Origin of the sequence: Pseudomonas sp. PHC1, from assembly GCF_046487845.1 — a bacterium.
Taxonomy (GTDB): domain Bacteria; phylum Pseudomonadota; class Gammaproteobacteria; order Pseudomonadales; family Pseudomonadaceae; genus Aquipseudomonas; species Aquipseudomonas sputi.
On record NZ_JBJXHJ010000007.1, the window covers coordinates 272,852 to 289,854 of the forward strand.

At 61.8% G+C, this 17,003-nt stretch carries 17 protein-coding genes; 14 read left to right on the forward strand and 3 right to left on the reverse strand.

The genetic code is table 11. The features are described from left to right. The first annotated feature begins 12 nt into the window (after positions 1–12). Both ACKJSM_RS13280 and ACKJSM_RS13285 read left to right on the forward strand, forming a co-directional pair. Positions 13–498 carry an LEA type 2 family protein gene (locus ACKJSM_RS13280; RefSeq protein WP_410237782.1) on the forward strand — a complete coding sequence of 162 codons (486 nt, stop codon included), beginning with the start codon at positions 13–15 and terminating at the stop codon, positions 496–498. Positions 499–503: 5 nt separating this feature from the next. Then, entirely contained in the window at positions 504–710 is a 207-nt protein-coding gene (locus ACKJSM_RS13285; RefSeq protein WP_007955014.1) for an SEC-C metal-binding domain-containing protein, read from the forward strand. Between the two features lie 148 nt (positions 711–858). On the opposite strand, the gene ACKJSM_RS13290 is transcribed toward ACKJSM_RS13285, so the two are convergent. Then, positions 859–1,416: a cysteine hydrolase family protein gene (locus ACKJSM_RS13290; RefSeq protein ID WP_410237784.1), complete on the reverse strand. Its 558-nt coding sequence runs from the start codon at positions 1,414–1,416 to the stop codon at positions 859–861. A 147-nt stretch (positions 1,417–1,563) separates the two neighbouring features. On the opposite strand from ACKJSM_RS13290, the gene ACKJSM_RS13295 reads away from it, so the two are divergent. From ACKJSM_RS13295 to pdeM, 11 genes are all read left to right on the forward strand, one after another. Further along, the gene (locus ACKJSM_RS13295; protein WP_410237786.1) at positions 1,564–2,208 is read left to right on the forward strand and encodes a glutathione binding-like protein; all 645 of its coding nucleotides are present in this window, start codon (positions 1,564–1,566) and stop codon (positions 2,206–2,208) included. Between the two features lie 214 nt (positions 2,209–2,422). Then, complete coding sequence (locus ACKJSM_RS13300; RefSeq protein WP_410237788.1) at positions 2,423–4,873, forward strand: penicillin acylase family protein; 2,451 nt, start codon at positions 2,423–2,425, stop codon at positions 4,871–4,873. A gap of 140 nt (positions 4,874–5,013) precedes the next feature. Beyond that, positions 5,014–6,048, forward strand: coding sequence for a ligase-associated DNA damage response exonuclease (locus tag ACKJSM_RS13305; protein ID WP_410237789.1), 1,035 nt, complete (start codon positions 5,014–5,016; stop codon positions 6,046–6,048). Then, entirely contained in the window at positions 6,045–7,733 is a 1,689-nt protein-coding gene (locus ACKJSM_RS13310; RefSeq protein ID WP_410237791.1) for an ATP-dependent DNA ligase, read from the forward strand. Before ACKJSM_RS13305 ends, ACKJSM_RS13310 begins: the two co-directional genes overlap by 4 nt. Before the next feature lie 271 nt (positions 7,734–8,004). Further along, positions 8,005–8,787 carry a transporter substrate-binding domain-containing protein gene (locus ACKJSM_RS13315; RefSeq protein ID WP_236178408.1) on the forward strand — a complete coding sequence of 261 codons (783 nt, stop codon included), beginning with the start codon at positions 8,005–8,007 and terminating at the stop codon, positions 8,785–8,787. Positions 8,788–8,843: 56 nt separating this feature from the next. Continuing rightward, entirely contained in the window at positions 8,844–9,572 is a 729-nt protein-coding gene (locus tag ACKJSM_RS13320; RefSeq protein ID WP_236178407.1) for an ABC transporter permease, read from the forward strand. Continuing rightward, positions 9,569–10,279: an ABC transporter permease gene (locus tag ACKJSM_RS13325; RefSeq protein WP_236178406.1), complete on the forward strand. Its 711-nt coding sequence runs from the start codon at positions 9,569–9,571 to the stop codon at positions 10,277–10,279. Before ACKJSM_RS13320 ends, ACKJSM_RS13325 begins: the two co-directional genes overlap by 4 nt. A 12-nt stretch (positions 10,280–10,291) precedes the next feature. Beyond that, positions 10,292–11,410 carry a succinylglutamate desuccinylase/aspartoacylase family protein gene (locus tag ACKJSM_RS13330; protein WP_410237792.1) on the forward strand — a complete coding sequence of 373 codons (1,119 nt, stop codon included), beginning with the start codon at positions 10,292–10,294 and terminating at the stop codon, positions 11,408–11,410. A gap of 13 nt (positions 11,411–11,423) precedes the next feature. After that, positions 11,424–12,188 (forward strand): ABC transporter ATP-binding protein, encoded by a 765-nt coding sequence (locus tag ACKJSM_RS13335; protein ID WP_236178404.1) that lies wholly within the window; start codon positions 11,424–11,426, stop codon positions 12,186–12,188. A 59-nt stretch (positions 12,189–12,247) separates the two neighbouring features. Further along, the gene (locus ACKJSM_RS13340) at positions 12,248–14,734 is read left to right on the forward strand and encodes a ligase-associated DNA damage response DEXH box helicase (RefSeq protein WP_410237794.1); all 2,487 of its coding nucleotides are present in this window, start codon (positions 12,248–12,250) and stop codon (positions 14,732–14,734) included. Then, positions 14,734–15,390, forward strand: a complete 657-nt coding sequence (gene pdeM / locus ACKJSM_RS13345) for a ligase-associated DNA damage response endonuclease PdeM (RefSeq protein WP_236178402.1) — start codon at positions 14,734–14,736, stop codon at positions 15,388–15,390. The genes ACKJSM_RS13340 and pdeM overlap by 1 nt, the downstream gene beginning before the upstream one ends. 39 nt (positions 15,391–15,429) lie before the next feature. On the opposite strand, the gene ACKJSM_RS13350 is transcribed toward pdeM, so the two are convergent. Both ACKJSM_RS13350 and dcd read right to left on the reverse strand, forming a co-directional pair. Further along, positions 15,430–15,639 carry a hypothetical protein gene (locus ACKJSM_RS13350; RefSeq protein ID WP_236178401.1) on the reverse strand — a complete coding sequence of 70 codons (210 nt, stop codon included), beginning with the start codon at positions 15,637–15,639 and terminating at the stop codon, positions 15,430–15,432. A gap of 106 nt (positions 15,640–15,745) precedes the next feature. Next, positions 15,746–16,312, reverse strand: a complete 567-nt coding sequence (gene dcd / locus ACKJSM_RS13355; RefSeq protein WP_007954988.1) for a dCTP deaminase — start codon at positions 16,310–16,312, stop codon at positions 15,746–15,748. 353 nt (positions 16,313–16,665) lie between these two features. Between dcd and ACKJSM_RS13360 the strand changes: the two genes are divergently transcribed. Continuing rightward, the gene (locus tag ACKJSM_RS13360) at positions 16,666–16,875 is read left to right on the forward strand and encodes a cold-shock protein (protein WP_002554837.1); all 210 of its coding nucleotides are present in this window, start codon (positions 16,666–16,668) and stop codon (positions 16,873–16,875) included. The last annotated feature ends 128 nt before the right edge of the window (positions 16,876–17,003 follow it).

Genomic DNA, 17,003 nt, shown 5'->3' on the forward strand with positions numbered 1-17,003 from the left:
GGGAGTTAATCGATGCTCGGTCATTGGCGCATATTTCGGTTCTTCTCATTGCTCATGTTTCTCGGGCTCGGCGGTTGTGCGTCATGGTTCAGCGACGACGCCCGCGACCCCGCCGTGCACCTGGTGAACGTCGAAGTGGTGCGCGCCAAGCTGCTGGAACAGAAATTCATCCTGCACTTTCGCATCGACAACCCCAATGACAGTGACCTGACCGTGCGCGGCCTGGAATACCGCATACATCTCGCCGACCTGCTGCTGGCCGAAGGCGAGCACGAACACTGGATCACCGTGAAGCCAAAGAGCAGTGCGTTTTACAAGGTGCCAATCCGTACCAACCTGTGGCCGAAGGTCAAAGAGGTGGTGAAAATGCTGAAAAACCCGAACCAGCAGATTCCCTATCGACTCGAGGGCGAGATGGAAACCGGTTTATTCATCGCTCATTACGTGCACCTGGCGCGCAATGGCGTGATAATCCCCGCCGATTTGATTACGGAGTGACCCCGATGACCCAGCAACCTCATGTCCATGGCCCTGACTGCAACCACGATCATGACCATCACCACCATGATCACGACCATGGCCATGTCCACGGCCCGAACTGCGGCCACGCCCACCAGGAGCCGGTGCGCAATGCCCTGAAAGACGTTGGCCGCAACGACCCTTGCCCATGCGGCAACGGCAAGAAATTCAAAAAGTGCCACGGCGCTTGATGTTTCGGGCAATTATTTTCTTCGCCTGAGACACCGCCTTCGCGAGCAAGCCCGCTCCCAGATTTGATTGCATTCCGTCAAACGGAATACGGTCGAATGTGGGAGCGGGCTTGCTCGCGAAGGGACCGGCCCATTCACCGGAAGCTTTTCAGCCTGCCGCCAGAATGTGCCCGGTGCCGACCACCGTCGCATACTCCCCGTGCAGATTCCCCAGCGACATGGCATGCACCTCTTGCGCCGAACGCAACGTGCCAAAATAGTCGGCCTTGTCGAAGGTAAAGCACGCATCCTCCGCTACCCACGCCTCAAACCCCAGATTGCCCGCCGTGCGCGCCGTGGACTCCACCGAGTTGTTCGTCGCCACGCCGACAATGATCAACTGCTCGATCCCCGCCTCACGCAACTTCGCCTCAAGCCCTGTGGCACAAAAGGCATCCGGCACCTGTTTCTGGATCAGCCACTCGCCGTCCTGCGGCAAAAACCTGTCCTGAAACTCCACCCCTTCCTGCTCCGGCCAGAACACCGAATCGGGTGAGCGCGACAGGTGCTGCACGTGGATCACCGGCCGCCCACTGCGCCGCCAAAAGCTCAGCAGCTCAAGGATCCGCTCTTCAGCCGACGGATTGTTCCGCCGCCCCAGACGCGGTTCCAGAATGCCTTTTTGCTGGTCGATGACGATCAGTGCAGCGTTGGCCTTGAGCTCCATGGCGATTTTTCTCACGCGGGGTCATTGAATTTCCCGTACTTGAGCATCACCTCCTGTGACGAAGCAAGCTATCGAACGCACACAGGACAACCTGAAGCCGGCGTTTGCTGTCCGCACGTAAGCCATTTTCCTGATTTGGAGCTTTCCATGATCGACCTGTATTACTGGACCACGCCCAACGGCCACAAGATTTCCCTGTTCCTCGAAGAGGCGGGCCTGCGCTATGACGTACACCCGATCAACATCAGCCAGGGCGAGCAATTCCAGCCGCACTTTCTGAACATCGCCCCGAACAACCGCATCCCGGCGATCGTCGATCATGAGCCGGCCGACGGCGGCGAGCCCTTGTCGCTGTTCGAGTCCGGCGCAATCTTGCTGTACCTCGCGGAAAAGACCGGCAAGTTCCTGCCCAAGGACCTGCGTGGCCGCCAGGTGGCGCTGCAATGGCTGTTCTGGCAAATGGGCGGGCTCGGGCCGATGGCCGGGCAGAACCATCACTTCAGCCAGTTCGCCCCGGAAAAAATCCCCTACGCGATCAAGCGCTACATCGATGAAACCGCGCGTCTGTACGGAGTGCTGGACAAGCAACTGGCCAACAACGAGTTCGTCGCCGGCAGCGAATACAGCATCGCCGACATGGCGATCTACCCGTGGATCGTCTCGCACAAATGGCAGAGCCAGAATCTGGAAGACTTCCCGAATGTGCAGCGCTGGTTCAACCACATCAAGGATCGCCCGGCGACCGTGAAGGCCTACGCGCTGGTGCAGAAGATCAATCCGCCGAAGTCCTGACCGGCCTTGATCGTTCCCATGCAGAGGCGTCGAACCGTCCGCGTGGAAATGGGCCGCAGAGCGGCCCGGGCTGCATTGCCACGCAAAGCGTGGGAACGATCTGCGTGAGCGGGAAGAAATAACCGCTTGCCCCGCTTGCGCGGCCCCCTCCTGCTCACTAACGTAGCGGCTTTATTGCGCCCCCCAGCCTCTACACCCCCGCAGGAGCTTTGCCATGGCCTCGCCAGCCCTTTCACATTTTCTTCCCCGGTTCGGCGTTGCCGCAGCAGTGACCGGTGTTCTGAGCCTGGCCGGTTGTCAGACCTGGAACGCCCAGGACACCCTCCCGCCGACCTCCGGTGTACAGCCGCTCAAGGGCCTGGCGCAGAACGTTTCGGTACGCCGCAATGCCATGGGCATGCCGCTGATCGAAAGCAACAGCTTCCACGACGCACTGTTCGCCCTTGGCTACGTGCACGCCAGCGACCGCATCAATCAGATGGTCACCCTGCGCCTGCTGGCTCAGGGCCGTCTGGCGGAAATGTCCGGCGCGTCGATGCTCGACGCCGACCGCTACATGCGCGCCGTCAACCTGAAGAAAAGCGCCGGTGAGCTGTACAAGGCTTCGTCGCCACGGCTCAAGCGCTTCTTCGAAGTCTATGCCCGGGGCGTCAACGCCTACCTGTTCCGCTACGCCGACAAACTGCCGGGGGATCTGGCTTCCAGCGGCTACAAGCCTGAATACTGGAAACCGGAAGATTCGGCGCTGATCTTCTGCCTGCTGAACTTCAGCCAGTCGGCCAACCTGCCGGAAGAAATCGCCTCGCTGGTGCTGGCGCAGACTGTCACCACCGACAAGCTCGCCTGGCTGACCCCTTCCGCCCCCGACGAAAACCTGCCGGTGGCCGAGGCCGACAAGCTGCAGGGCATCAAGCTCAACGGGCAGATTCCGGGGCTGACGGAACTGAGCAATGCCAGCGAACAACTGGCCGCCATCAACCTGCTGGGCACTCAGTCGTCGAACAACTGGGCCATCGCCCCGCAACGCAGCCGCAGCGGCAAGAGCCTGCTGGCCAGCGACAGCCATGGCCCGCTGGCCGCGCCGTCGCTGTGGAGTTTCGTGCAGGTTCGCGCACCCAAATACCAGGCTGCCGGCGTGACCGTGGCCGGTCTGCCGATGGTGCTCGGCGGTTTCAACGGCAAGGTGGCGTGGAGCCTGACCAGCGTGCTCGGCGACAACCAGGACCTGTTCCTGGAAAAACTCCGTCGTCAGGGCAGCACGTTGTCCTACGAGGTCAACGGCAAATGGCAGCCACTGGGCGTGCGCAACGAGACCTACTTCATCAAAGGCCAGCGGCCGATTCGCGAAGCGGTGTATGAAACCCGCCATGGCGCGCTGCTCAACAGTACGCAGGCCGCCGCTCAGGGCATGGGTTTCGGCCTGGCCTTGCAGACGCCGAGCTTCACCGACGACAAATCCCTCGATGCGTTTTTCGATCTGAGCCGCGCCCAGAACATGGAACGCGCCTCGGACGCCAGCCGGGAAATACGCGCCATTGCGCTGAACCTGGTGTTCGCCGACGCCAGCAACATTGGCTGGCAAGTCACCGGTCGCTTCCCCAACCGCCGTGAAGGTGAAGGTTTGCTGCCGTCGCCGGGCTGGGAAGGTCGCTACGACTGGGACGGTTACGCCGACCCGATGCTGCACCCCTACGATCAGGATCCGGCCCAGGGCTGGCTCGGCACCGCCAACCAGCGAGTCATTCCCCATGGCTACGGCATGCAACTGTCCAATTCCTGGGCAGCGCCGGAACGTGGCGAGCGCCTGGCCGAACTGGCCGGCAGCGGCAAGCACGACGGTCGCAGCGTGATCGCCATGCAGTACGACCAGACCACCACCTTCGCCGCCAAACTGAAGAAAATGTTCGAAGCCCCGGGCATGGCGCAGCCGCTGAAACAGGCGATTGAAGCCCTGCCGGACGCCGAACGGGCCAAGGCACGCGAAGCCTACACCCGCTTGATGGCCTTCGACGGCAAGCTCAGCCCGACGTCCGCCGACGCGGCGATCTACGAGCTGTTCCTGCAGGAAAGCATGAAGCAGATCTTCCTCGACGAGCTCGGCCCGCAAAGCAGCCCGGCGTGGAAAGCGTTTATCGCCAATGGCGATCTGTCCTACGCCGCCCAGGCCGATCACCTGCTGGGCCGCGAAGACAGTCCGTTCTGGGACGACGCCCGTACCCCGCAAAAAGAAGACAAACCGGCGATCCTCGCCCGCAGCCTGGCGGCTGCGATCAGTGCCGGCGACAGTCAACTGGGCGGCGACCGCCGGGCCTGGCAGTGGGGCAAGCTGCACCGCTACGAGTGGAAGAATGCCAGCGGTCAGACCGTTCGCGGCCCGTTCGTGGCGGGCGGCGACCACACCACTCTGAATACGGCGGCGTTTGCCTGGGGCCAGGATTTCAGCACCACGCGTGCGCCGTCGATGCGTTTCATCGTCGACTTCGGTCAGAGCGAGCCGCTGATGGGCCAGAACGGTACAGGGCAATCCGGGAATCCGGTGAGCCCGAACTACCTGAACAGCATCGATCCGTGGCTCAAGGGCCAGTACATCGGCTTGCCGATGCAGCCGCAGAACTTTGATCGGGTGTATGGCAAGACGCGGCTGACCCTTACCCCCGGCAAGTAATCCCCCCCAGTTGATCGTTCCCACGTCGAGGCGTCGAACCGTCCGCGTGGGAACGATCATGCGACAGTTCAGAAAATCAATAGAACTTCTGACTTCGCGCCAACCTCATAGCTAACAAGTCCCTCCATTCCGGTAACGCCATGGACCTTGTTATCGCCCGCCCCGAAGGCCTCTACTGCCCTGCCGGGGACTTCTACATTGACCCGTGGCGGCCCGTCGAGCGCTCGGTGATCACCCATGCCCACGGCGACCATGCCCGTGGCGGCAATCAGCATTACCTGGCCGCCAGCGCCGGCGAAGGGATTCTGCGTGCGCGCCTGGGCCAGGACATCAACCTGCAAACCCTCGACTACGGCCAGCGCCTGACCCACCACGGCGTCACCCTGAGCTTTCATCCCGCCGGTCATGTGCTCGGCTCGGCCCAAGTGCGGCTGGAGTACGGCGGCGAAGTCTGGGTCGCCTCCGGCGACTACAAGATCGAACCCGATGGCACCTGCGCGCCGTTCGAACCGGTGCGCTGCCACACCTTCATCACCGAATCGACCTTCGGCCTGCCGATTTACCGCTGGCAGCCGCAGGCGCAGGTGTTCGCCGAGATCAATCAGTGGTGGCAGGCCAACATCGAGGCCGGCAAGGCCAGCGTGCTGTTCTGCTATTCGTTCGGCAAGGCCCAGCGGATTCTCCACGGCATCGACGAAACCCTCGGGCCGATCCTCAGCCACGGTGCGGTCGAGCCGCTGAACCGTGTGTACCGCGAGGCCGGTGTCTACCTGCCGCCAACGATCTACGCCGGCGAGGTGAAAAAGAACGACCCGATGATGCGCCAGGCGCTGGTCATCGCCCCGCCCTCGGCCGGCGGCAGCAGTTGGATGCGCCGTTTCGGCGATTACAGCGACAGCTTCGCCAGCGGCTGGATGCGCCTGCGCGGTACCCGTCGGCGGCGCGGCGTGGATCGCGGCTTCGTGCTCTCGGATCACGCCGACTGGCCCGGTCTTTTATGGGCTATCGAACAGACCGGCGCCGAGCGGGTGATGGTCACCCACGGCTCGATTGGCGTGCTGGTGCGGCATCTGCGCGAACAAGGCCTGGATGCACAAGGTTTCAACACCGAATACGGTGACGATGAAGAAGAGCTTTCCACCGCCACGCCCGCCGTTGCCGAGGTGCAACCATGAAAGACTTCGCCGGGTTGTATGCCGAACTCGACGCCACCACCTCCAGCAACGCCAAACTGGCGGCCATGCAAACCTACTTCGCCCAGGCGCAACCGCAGGATGCCGCATGGGCGGTGTACTTTTTGTCCGGCGGGCGGCCGCGGCAACTGGTTCCGGTGAGAGTCCTGCGCGAGCTCGCGGTTGAAACGTCCGGACTAGAGCCATGGCTGTTCGAGGAGAGCTATCAGGCGGTCGGCGATCTGGCGGAAACCATTTCACTGGTGCTGCCGGAACATCCGCACACGTCCGAGGCCGGGCTTGCCGAATGGATCGAAGACAAACTGCTGCCCCTGCGCGGCGAAACCCCGGAATACCTCGCCCACCAATTGCCCGCTCTGTGGGCGCAACTGGATCGGCCGAGCGTGATGCTGTGCATCAAGTTGATCACCGGCAGTTTCCGGGTCGGCGTGTCCAAACTGTTGGTGACCCGCGCCCTGGCCGCCATGGCCGGGCTCGACAGCAAACGCGTGGCGCAACGACTGGTGGGCTACACCGACCTGTCCAACCGGCCGACCGCCGCCGCTTACCTGAAACTGATCGCCCCCGAATCCAGTGACGAACACGCTCAACGCGGCGGCCAGCCCTACCCGTTCTTCCTCGCCCACGCGCTGGCGCAACCGGTGGAAACCTTCGACGCGTTGCTCGGGCCGGCCAGTAACTGGCAGGTGGAATGGAAGTGGGATGGCATTCGCGCGCAGGTGGTCAAGCGTGACGGGAAACTGTGGGTCTGGTCCCGGGGCGAAGAGCTGGTGACCGAGCGTTTTCCCGAATTCGACACGCTGCTGCACGGCTTGCCCGACGGTACGGTGATCGACGGCGAAATCGTGGTCTGGAAAAACCAGCGCCCGGTCACCGAAGACGCGTTCGATCCGCAGTCGACAGACGCCCCGGCGGTGCAACCCTTCGCGCTGTTGCAGCAACGGATCGGTCGCAAGTCACTGGACCGCAAAATCCTCGAAGATGCGCCGGTGGTGGTACTCGCCTACGACCTGCTCGAATGGCAGGGCGAAGACTGGCGCAACCAGCCCCAGGCCAGGCGTCGTGAGCAACTGGAACAGGTCATCGCCCGCTGCAACAACCCGGTGCTGCTGCCGTCGCCGATCCTGACGGGTGACGACTGGTTCGACCTCGCCCGCCAGCGCGAAGCCTCCCGGCGCCTGGGGGTCGAAGGCATGATGCTCAAGGCGAAGGATGCCATGTATGGCGTCGGCCGCACCAAGGACATGGGCGTGTGGTGGAAATGGAAGGTCGACCCGTTCAGCGTCGACGCGGTGTTGATCTACGCCCAGCGCGGTCACGGTCGGCGTGCCAGTCTTTACAGCGATTACACCTTTGCGGTGTGGGACGGCCCGCCCGGTTCCAGTGCCCGGGCGCTGGTGCCCTTCGCCAAGGCCTATTCCGGGCTGACCGATGCGCAAATGCGCGAAGTCGACAGCATCGTGCGCAAGACCACCGTGGAAAAATTCGGCCCGGTCAGTAGCGTGACGCCAAGTCTGGTGTTCGAACTGGGCTTCGAAGGCATCGCCCTCTCCCGCCGACACAAGAGCGGCATCGCCGTACGCTTCCCGCGCATGTTGCGCTGGCGCCAGGACAAGACCATCGAAGAGGCCGACAGCCTGGCGACCTTGCAGAACCTGTTGGTCTGACCCCTTCCCCCACGCCTCCCCGAGCATTCCCACGCGCAGCGCGGGAATGATCATTCTTGCCCCACGAACGATCCCCCGAACCATCCTGGTGCAGCTTTTCCGGCGCGCCCGTTTTCGTGCACTGACCGGCCCCGGCATGCACTTCCTACACCTTTTAAAACACTTGTTCGGGACTCTGGTTCGGAAATTGCTACTTTCTATAAGTCGTAAGCGCTCCAGTAACAATCATTCCGCGCCACAAGCGCTCATATTGGTTCTTAGGGATTGAATAATGAAAAAAGCATTGCTGACCCTTTCTGCACTGGCGTTGTGCATGGCCGCCGGCTCCGCGCTGGCCAAGGAATACAAAGAACTGCGGTTTGGCGTTGACCCTTCCTACGCACCGTTCGAGTCGAAAGCGGCAGACGGTAGCCTGGTTGGCTTCGACATCGATCTGGGCAACGCGATCTGCGCCGAGCTGAAGGTCAAGTGCAAATGGGTCGAAAGCGACTTCGACGGCATGATTCCGGGCCTCAAGGCCAATAAATTCGACGGCGTGATCTCGTCGATGACCGTCACCGAAGCCCGCGAAAAAGTCATCGACTTCTCCAGCGAGCTGTTTTCCGGCCCGACCGCCTACGTGTCGAAAAAAGGCTCGGGCATCACCGACGACGTCGCCTCGCTGAAAGGCAAAACCGTCGGCTACGAGCAAGGCACCATTCAAGAGGCCTATGCCAAAGCCGTGCTGGACAAGGCCGGCGTGAAAACCCAGGCCTATCAGAATCAGGACCAGGTGTATTCCGACCTGACGTCCGGCCGTCTCGACGCGGGCATTCAGGACATGTTGCAGGCCGAACTGGGCTTTCTGAAGTCGCCGCAGGGCGCCGACTATGAAGTCAGCAAGCCAGTCGACAACCACTTGCTGCCATCCAAGACGGCTGTCGGTATTAAGAAAGGTAACACCGAGCTGAAAGCGCTTTTGGATAAAGGTATCAAAGCGTTACACGATGACGGCAAATACGCCGAGATTCAAAAGAAACACTTTGGCGATCTGAATCTGTACAGCGGCAAATAATGCCCCGGCGCCCATCCTCGATGGGCGCCTTTTTCATTCAGTCAGGTTGCTGATTTATGTTCGAAAACCTCTTACAAAATCTGGGGCTCTCCGCCTTCAGCCTCAAGGGTTTTGGCCCTTTGCTGTTGGAAGGCACCTGGATGACCATCAAATTGTCGGCGTTGTCGCTGCTGGTGGCCGTGTTGCTCGGTCTGCTCGGCGCCAGTGCCAAGCTGTCAAAAGTCAAACTGCTGCGCCTGCCCGCCCAGATCTACACCACGCTGATTCGCGGGGTGCCGGACCTGGTGCTGATGCTGCTGATCTTCTACAGCCTGCAAACCTGGCTGACGACGCTCACCGACTACCTGGAATGGGAATACATCGAGATCGACCCGTTCAGCGCCGGGGTTCTGACCCTGGGCTTCATTTATGGCGCGTACTTCACTGAAACCTTTCGCGGGGCGATTCTTGCCGTGCCGCGCGGGCAGGTCGAAGCCGCCACCGCCTATGGCCTCAAGCGCGGCCAGCGCTTTCGCTTCGTGGTGTTCCCGCAAATGATGCGTTTCGCCCTGCCGGGCATCGGCAACAACTGGATGGTGATGCTCAAGGCCACCGCGCTGGTCTCGATCATCGGCCTGGCCGATCTGGTCAAGGCCGCGCAGGACGCCGGTAAAAGCACCTATCAACTGTTTTACTTTCTGGTGCTCGCCGCGTTGATTTACCTGCTGATCACCAGTGCCTCGAACATCATCCTGCGCTGGCTCGAACGCCGCTACGCCGCCGGTGCCCGGGAGGCCGTACGATGATCGAACTCCTGCAGGAATACTGGAAAGCCTTTCTGTATACCGACGGCCAGAACATCACCGGTCTGGCGATGACGATGTGGCTGCTCAGCGCCTCGATCTTCATCGGTTTCATCGTGTCGATTCCGCTGTCGATCGCCCGGGTCTCGCCGCACTTCTACATTCGCTGGCCGGTGCAGTTCTACACCTACCTGTTCCGTGGCACGCCGCTCTATATCCAGCTGCTGATCTGCTACACCGGGATCTACAGCCTGGAGGCCGTGCGCGCGCAACCGCTGCTCGACAGTTTCTTTCGCGATGCGATGAACTGCACGATCCTGGCTTTCGCCCTCAACACCTGCGCCTACACCACGGAGATTTTCGCCGGGGCGATCCGCAGCATGAACCACGGCGAAGTCGAAGCAGCCAAGGCCTACGGGCTGACCGGCTGGAAGCTGTATGCCTACGTGATCATGCCGTCGGCGCTGCGCCGTTCGTTGCCTTACTACAGCAACGAAGTGATCCTGATGCTGCATTCGACCACCGTGGCCTTCACCGCGACCATCCCCGACATCCTGAAAGTCGCGCGGGACGCCAACTCGGCGACCTTCCTGACTTTCCAGTCGTTCGGCATCGCCGCGCTGATCTACCTGACCATCACCTTTGCGCTGGTCGGCCTGTTCCGTCTCGCCGAACGCCGATGGCTGGCGTTCCTCGGCCCGACCCACTAGGATCCTTCAGAGATGCGTCATCAGATACACGACCTGCTGGCCCCGCTGCCGGGGACCGCACGACAGATCCACAGCTTTCATTTCGGCCCGGACAAGGCCCAGGGCAAGGTCTATATCCAGTCCTCGCTGCACGCCGACGAACTGCCCGGCATGCTCGTGGCCTGGCACCTCAAGCTGCGTCTGGCGGAGCTGGAAGCCGCCGGCCGCCTGCGCAGCGAAATCGTCTTGGTGCCGGTGGCCAACCCGGTCGGCCTCGAACAGGTGCTGATGGATGTGCCGCTGGGCCGCTACGAGCTGGAGAGCGGACAGAACTTCAACCGCTGGTTCGTCGACCTCAGCGAGGAAATCGGTAACGAAATCGAAGCGCAGCTGTGCGACGACCCGCAGCGCAACCTCGAACTGATCCGCGCCAGCCTGCGCAACGCCCTCGCCCGCCAGACCGCCGGCACCCAACTGCAATCCCAGCGCCTGACCCTGCAACGGCTGGCCTGCGATGCGGACATGGTGCTCGACCTGCATTGCGATTTCGAATCCGTGGTTCACCTGTACACCACGCCTGAGGCCTGGCCGCAGGTCGAGCCCCTGGCGCGCTACATTGAGTCACAGGCGAGTCTGCTGGCCACCGACTCCGGCGGCCAGTCGTTCGACGAGTGTTTCACCCTGCTGTGGTGGCAACTGAAGGAGCGCTTCGGCGAACACTTCGAGATTCCGCTCGGCAGTTTCTCGGTCACCGTCGAGTTGCGCGGTCAGGGGGATGTCACCCATCCGCTGGCCAGTCGCGATTGCCAGGCACTGATCGATTACCTGATCCATTTCGGTGCCATCGTCGGCGAACCCAAAGCCTTGCCGACGCTGCCACGTCCCGCCACACCGCTGGCCGGCGTGGAACCGGTGGCCACTCCCGTCGGCGGCCTGCTGGTCTACACCGCCACGCCCGGCCAGCTTCTTGAGGCCGGGCAGAAAATTGCCGAAATCATCGACCCGATCACTGACCGGGTCACGCCAGTCCATTGCACCGCTTCCGGTCTGCTCTATGCCCGCTCGTTGCGGCGCATGGCCACGGCCGGCATGGTGATCGCCCACGTCGCGGGCGCCGAAGCCTATCGCAGCGGCTATCTACTTTCGCCTTGAGGATGCCTGCCCCATGTACAAATTGACCGTTGAAGGCCTGCACAAAAGCTATGGCGACCATCAGGTGCTCAAGGGCGTCTCGCTCAAGGCCAGGACCGGCGACGTGATCAGCCTGATCGGCGCCAGCGGCTCGGGCAAAAGCACCTTTTTGCGCTGCATCAACTTTCTCGAACAACCCAACGACGGCGCGATGAGCCTCGATGGCCAGGCGATCCGCATGGCCACCGACCGCCACGGCATGCACGTCGCCGACCCCAATGAACTGCAACGCCTGCGCACCCGCCTGGCGATGGTGTTCCAGCACTTCAACCTGTGGAGCCACATGACCGTGCTGGAAAACATCACCATGGCCCCACGCCGGGTGCTGGGTTGCAGTAAACAGGAAGCCGACGACCGCGCCCGGCGTTATCTGGAAAAGGTCGGTCTGCCGACACGGGTGGCCGATCAGTACCCGGCGTTTCTCTCCGGCGGTCAGCAACAGCGCGTGGCCATCGCCCGGGCCCTGGCGATGGAGCCGGAAGTCCTGCTGTTCGACGAACCGACTTCGGCGCTGGACCCGGAACTGGTCGGCGAAGTGCTCAAGGTGATTCAGGGCCTGGCCGAGGAAGGCCGGACCATGATCATGGTCACTCATGAGATGAGTTTTGCGCGCAAGGTCTCAAGCCAGGTGCTGTTCCTGCATCAGGGGCTGGTGGAGGAAGAAGGCGCGCCGGAAGAGGTGCTGGGCAATCCGAAGAGCGAACGCCTGAAGCAATTTCTCAGCGGTAATCTCAAGTAAAACTATTGCCCGGCCGGCGCGGTCATTGAAGGAACACCTTCAGAGCACACGTCGCCGGCATGGGCACTTCCACCGACTTCGCCAAACACTGGTTCAGCGCCCGCGACTGGAAGCCGTTCGCCTTTCAGAAACAGGTGTGGGCGGCGGCCAAACGTGGCGAATCCGGCCTGCTGCATGCGAGCACCGGCGCCGGCAAAACCTACGCGGTGTGGTTTGCCGCGCTCAATCGCTTTGCCCGCTCCGGGCCTGTTGCTGAAACCGCCCGCAAACGCAAACCACCCGCCGAACCGCTGACGGTCTTGTGGATCACGCCGATGCGGGCGCTGGCCGCCGACACCGCGCGCGCCCTGCAAGCGCCGCTGGACGATCTGCAGATTCCCTGGAGCGTCGGCTTGCGCACCGGCGACACCGGCAGCAGCGAACGCGCCCGCCAGAACCGGCGCCTGCCCACCACACTGATCACCACCCCGGAGAGCCTGACCCTGATGCTTGCCCGCGCCGACGCGCAAACGGCGCTGTCGACGCTGCGCATGGTCGTGGTGGACGAGTGGCACGAATTGCTCGGCAACAAGCGCGGCGTGCAATTGCAACTGGCCCTCGCCCGGTTGCGCCGCTGGCATCCGGGGCTGATCGTCTGGGGCGTTTCCGCGACGCTCGGCAATCAGTCCCACGCCGAACAGGTGCTGATCCCACAGGGCGGTGGCCTCAGTATTCAGGGGCAAAGCGAAAAATCGCTCAAGGTCGATAGCTTGCTCCCACCGGCCATCGAGCGTTTTCCCTGGGCCGGGCACATCGGTCTGAAGATGTTGCCGCAGGTGGTCGCCGAACTGGACGCCTGCGCCAGCAGCCTGGTGTTCACCAATACCCGGGCGCAATCGGAAATCTGGTATCAGGCCTTGCTGGACGCGCGGCCGGACTGGGCCGGGTTGATCGCCCTGCACCACAGTTCGCTGTCCCGTGACACCCGCGACTGGGTGGAACAGGCCCTTAAGAACGGTCAACTCAAAGCCGTGGTCTGCACTTCAAGTCTGGATCTGGGGGTGGACTTTCTGCCGGTGGAGCGAGTGCTGCAGATTGGCTCGGCCAAAGGCGTGGCGCGGTTGATGCAGCGTGCGGGGCGTTCGGGCCATGCTCCAGGCAGAACGTCGCGGGTGACCCTGGTGCCGACCCACAGCCTGGAACTGATCGAAGCCGCAGCCGCTCGCGATGCCGTGGCACAGCGGCGGATCGAACCGCGACGGTCACCGCACAAACCGCTGGATGTGCTGGTGCAGCATTTGGTCAGCATCGCCTTGGGCGGTGGCTTTGTTCCCGATGAGCTGTACGAAGAAGTCCGTGGCGCCTGGGCCTACCGCGACCTGACACCCGCCGAATGGGCCTGGGCGCTGGCCTTCGTACGCCACGGCGGGATGTCGCTGACGGCGTACCCGGATTACCGCCGGGTCGAGCCGGATGAACACGGCATCTGGCGCGTCCCCGATGCCCGGCTGGCGCGTCGCCATCGGATGAGCATCGGCACCATCGTCAGCGATGCCAGCATTCATCTGAAGTTCTGGAGCAAGGGCGGTGGCGGCAAACAACTGGGCAGCGTTGAAGAAGGCTTTATCGCGCGCCTCAAACCCGGCGACGGGTTTCTGTTTGGCGGGCGCTTGCTGGAGTTGGTGCGGGTGGAAAACATGACCGCTTACGTCAAACGCAGCACCGCGAAAAAACCCGCCGTGCCGCGCTGGAATGGCGGGCGCATGCCACTTTCCAACGAATTGGCCGAAGCCGTGGTCAGCCGCTTCAACGCGGCGGCACAAGGCGAGTTTGCCGGCCCGGAAATGCAGGCCTTGCAGCCGTTGCTGGAAACGCAGATGCGCTGGTCAGGTCTGCCGACCGCCAACAATCTGCTGGCCGAAGAGCTGAAATCCCGCGAAGGCTGGCACCTTTTCCTCTACCCGTTTGCCGGACGTCAGGTGCATCTGGGGCTGGCCAGTCTGCTGGCGTGGCGGGTCAGTCAGCGCGTGCCTGTGACCTTCTCGATTGCGGTCAACGATTACGGACTGGAATTGCTCAGCGCCACGCCCATCGACTGGTCCTGGCAACTGGATCGCGCCCTGCTCAGCCCCAAGGGTCTGTTGAGGGATGTGCTGGCCAGCCTTAACGCGGGCGAACTGGCGCTGCGACGCTTTCGGGAAATCGCGCGGATTGCCGGACTGGTGTTCGCCGGCTACCCCGGCGCGCCGAAAAGTACCCGTCAGGTCCAGGCTTCCAGCGGGCTGTTCTTCGAAGTGTTCAAACAATACGACGCCGACAACCTGCTGCTGGCGCAGGCCGGGGAAGAAGTCTTACGGGAAGAACTGGATATTCGACGACTGGAACAGACACTGGAGCGAATCAACCGGATGAAACTCGATATGCACCTGATCAAACGTCCGACACCGCTCGGCTTTCCGCTGCTGGTGGAACGCATGCGCGAAAGCATGAGCTCGGAAAAACTCGCTGACCGCATCCGGCGTATGGTCGGCGATCTGGAGAACACCGCTGACAAGGGCCAATCGTGATGAACGCGCCCTATCCCGTACGTCTGGCGGGCGAAGAACTCTGGTTGCTGCCGGAAAAGGCGCTGTACTGGCCAGCGCAACAGGCGCTGCTGATGGCCGATGTGCATTTCGGCAAGGCTGCCGCTTATCGCCGACTGGGCCAGCCGGTACCGCAGGGCACCACGACGAGCAACATCGCCGCGATCGACCAACTGCTGGCAAAGCTGCCATGTCGGCAACTGATCTTTCTGGGGGATTTCCTGCACGGGCCCGGCTCCCACGCACCCGGCACCTTACAGGCACTGGCACAGTGGCGGGCGCGTCATGCCGACCTGCCGATGACATTGATTCGCGGCAATCACGACCAGCGGGCGGGCGATCCACCGGGAGCGCTGAACATTCGCGTGGTGCCGGAACCCTTGCTGCTCGGGCCCTTCTCGCTGCAACACGAGCCCGATCCACACCCTGAAAGGCACGTCCTGGCAGGCCACGTTCATCCGGTTTATCGATTGATCGGCAAGGGGCGCCAGCGTTTGCGGCTGGCGTGTTTCAGGCTGGGAGAACACGTCAGCCTGTTGCCGGCGTTCGGGGCCTTCACCGGTGGTTTTCCAGTGGAGAAGGAAGACAGCTGTCGGATCTTTGTCATTGGCGACAACGAAATATGGCCCGTCGGCTGAGATCCTCTTAAGGATTCAGCCGACGAGCCATACGTTCAATCAAGCGACGGGCGCGGGGGGCGGTTTGTCCGGCAAGGTCGGTTCGCCGGGCTCGCTCGGTTCTTCGTTGGGGGTATCGGGATCGGGCTGGTGAGGGATTCCGCCGGCCGTGGTGATGGGTGGGTGTGCCAACAACGACCAGGCCATTACGCCAACCTGATTGGGCTCGAGCCTTGCCAGTTCGGCAGTGATTTGCGGATCGATCTTCATGGAGCACTCCTCGGCGAGGGCCCGTCCCGCTGTTCGCGAAACGGGCAGTACACTTCATAGAGTGTCTACCCGCCGAAGAATTCCCGGTAACTGTCGGATGGACGGATCAGGTGCGCGGCAGGGTCACGCCACGCTGGCCCTGGTACTTGCCGGCACGGTCCTTGTAGGAGACTTCGCATTCTTCGTCGGATTCGAGGAACAGCATCTGCGCCACACCTTCGTTGGCGTAGATCTTCGCCGGCAGGTTGGTGGTGTTGGAGAACTCCAGGGTCACCTGGCCTTCCCACTCGGGTTCCAGCGGGGTGACGTTGACGATGATGCCGCAACGGGCGTAAGTGCTCTTGCCCAGGCAGATGGTCAGAACATTGCGTGGAATACGGAAGTATTCAACGGTCGTGGCCAGGGCGAAGGAGTTCGGTGGAATGATGCAGACGTCGCTGTGGACGTCGACGAAGCTGCCGGCGTCGAAGTTTTTCGGATCGACGATGGCCGAGTTGATGTTGGTGAACACCTTGAAATGATTGGTGCAACGCACATCGTAGCCGTAGCTCGACACACCGTAGGAGATCACCCGGCTGTCGTCGCTGCCACGTACCTGGCGCTCGACGAACGGCTCGATCATGCCGTGTTCCTGCGCCATGCGGCGAATCCACTTGTCCGATTTGATGCTCATGGCGGGTGTCCTGAATAGCGAGGTGGAAAAAATCTGTCCGGCATCTTACCGGGCGCGCCGCCGGGTTCAAAGTCCGGGGTGCAATTCTCGCCGAACGTGCAGGAATTACGCGGCCTGGCGACGAACCGTCACACCGTCGATCCCTAAAACAGAGAAACCTTCGCAAGAAGCATTGGCACGTTCCGGAAAAAGGGTTAAGGTGGCGCCACTGTGCTGCTTGTGTCACTGAGAATCTCTACACGATATGTTGAATTTCGATCCAACCATCTACAAGAATTTTTCCTGCTCTTTGCACTCAGTCTCGGCCAGGGTTCTTCCTGAGTCGCAGTTATCTTTGTTCAAGGAGTTACACCATGTCTAATCGCCAAACCGGTACCGTTAAGTGGTTCAACGATGAAAAAGGCTTCGGCTTCATCACCCCACAATCCGGTGACGACCTGTTCGTTCACTTCAAAGCTATCCAATCCGACGGCTTCAAAAGCCTGAAAGAAGGCCAACAGGTTTCTTTCATCGCTACCCGCGGTCAGAAAGGCATGCAAGCTGAAGAAGTACAAGTTATCTAACTTGTAGCTTCTTTAGTAAAAGGCCCCGCCCTCAAAAGCGGGGCTTTTTTATGGTTCTTCACGGAATCCCGGGAAACATAGAAACAAGAACGCCGATTTGGTTGATGATGTTCGTGCGAGCAAACACA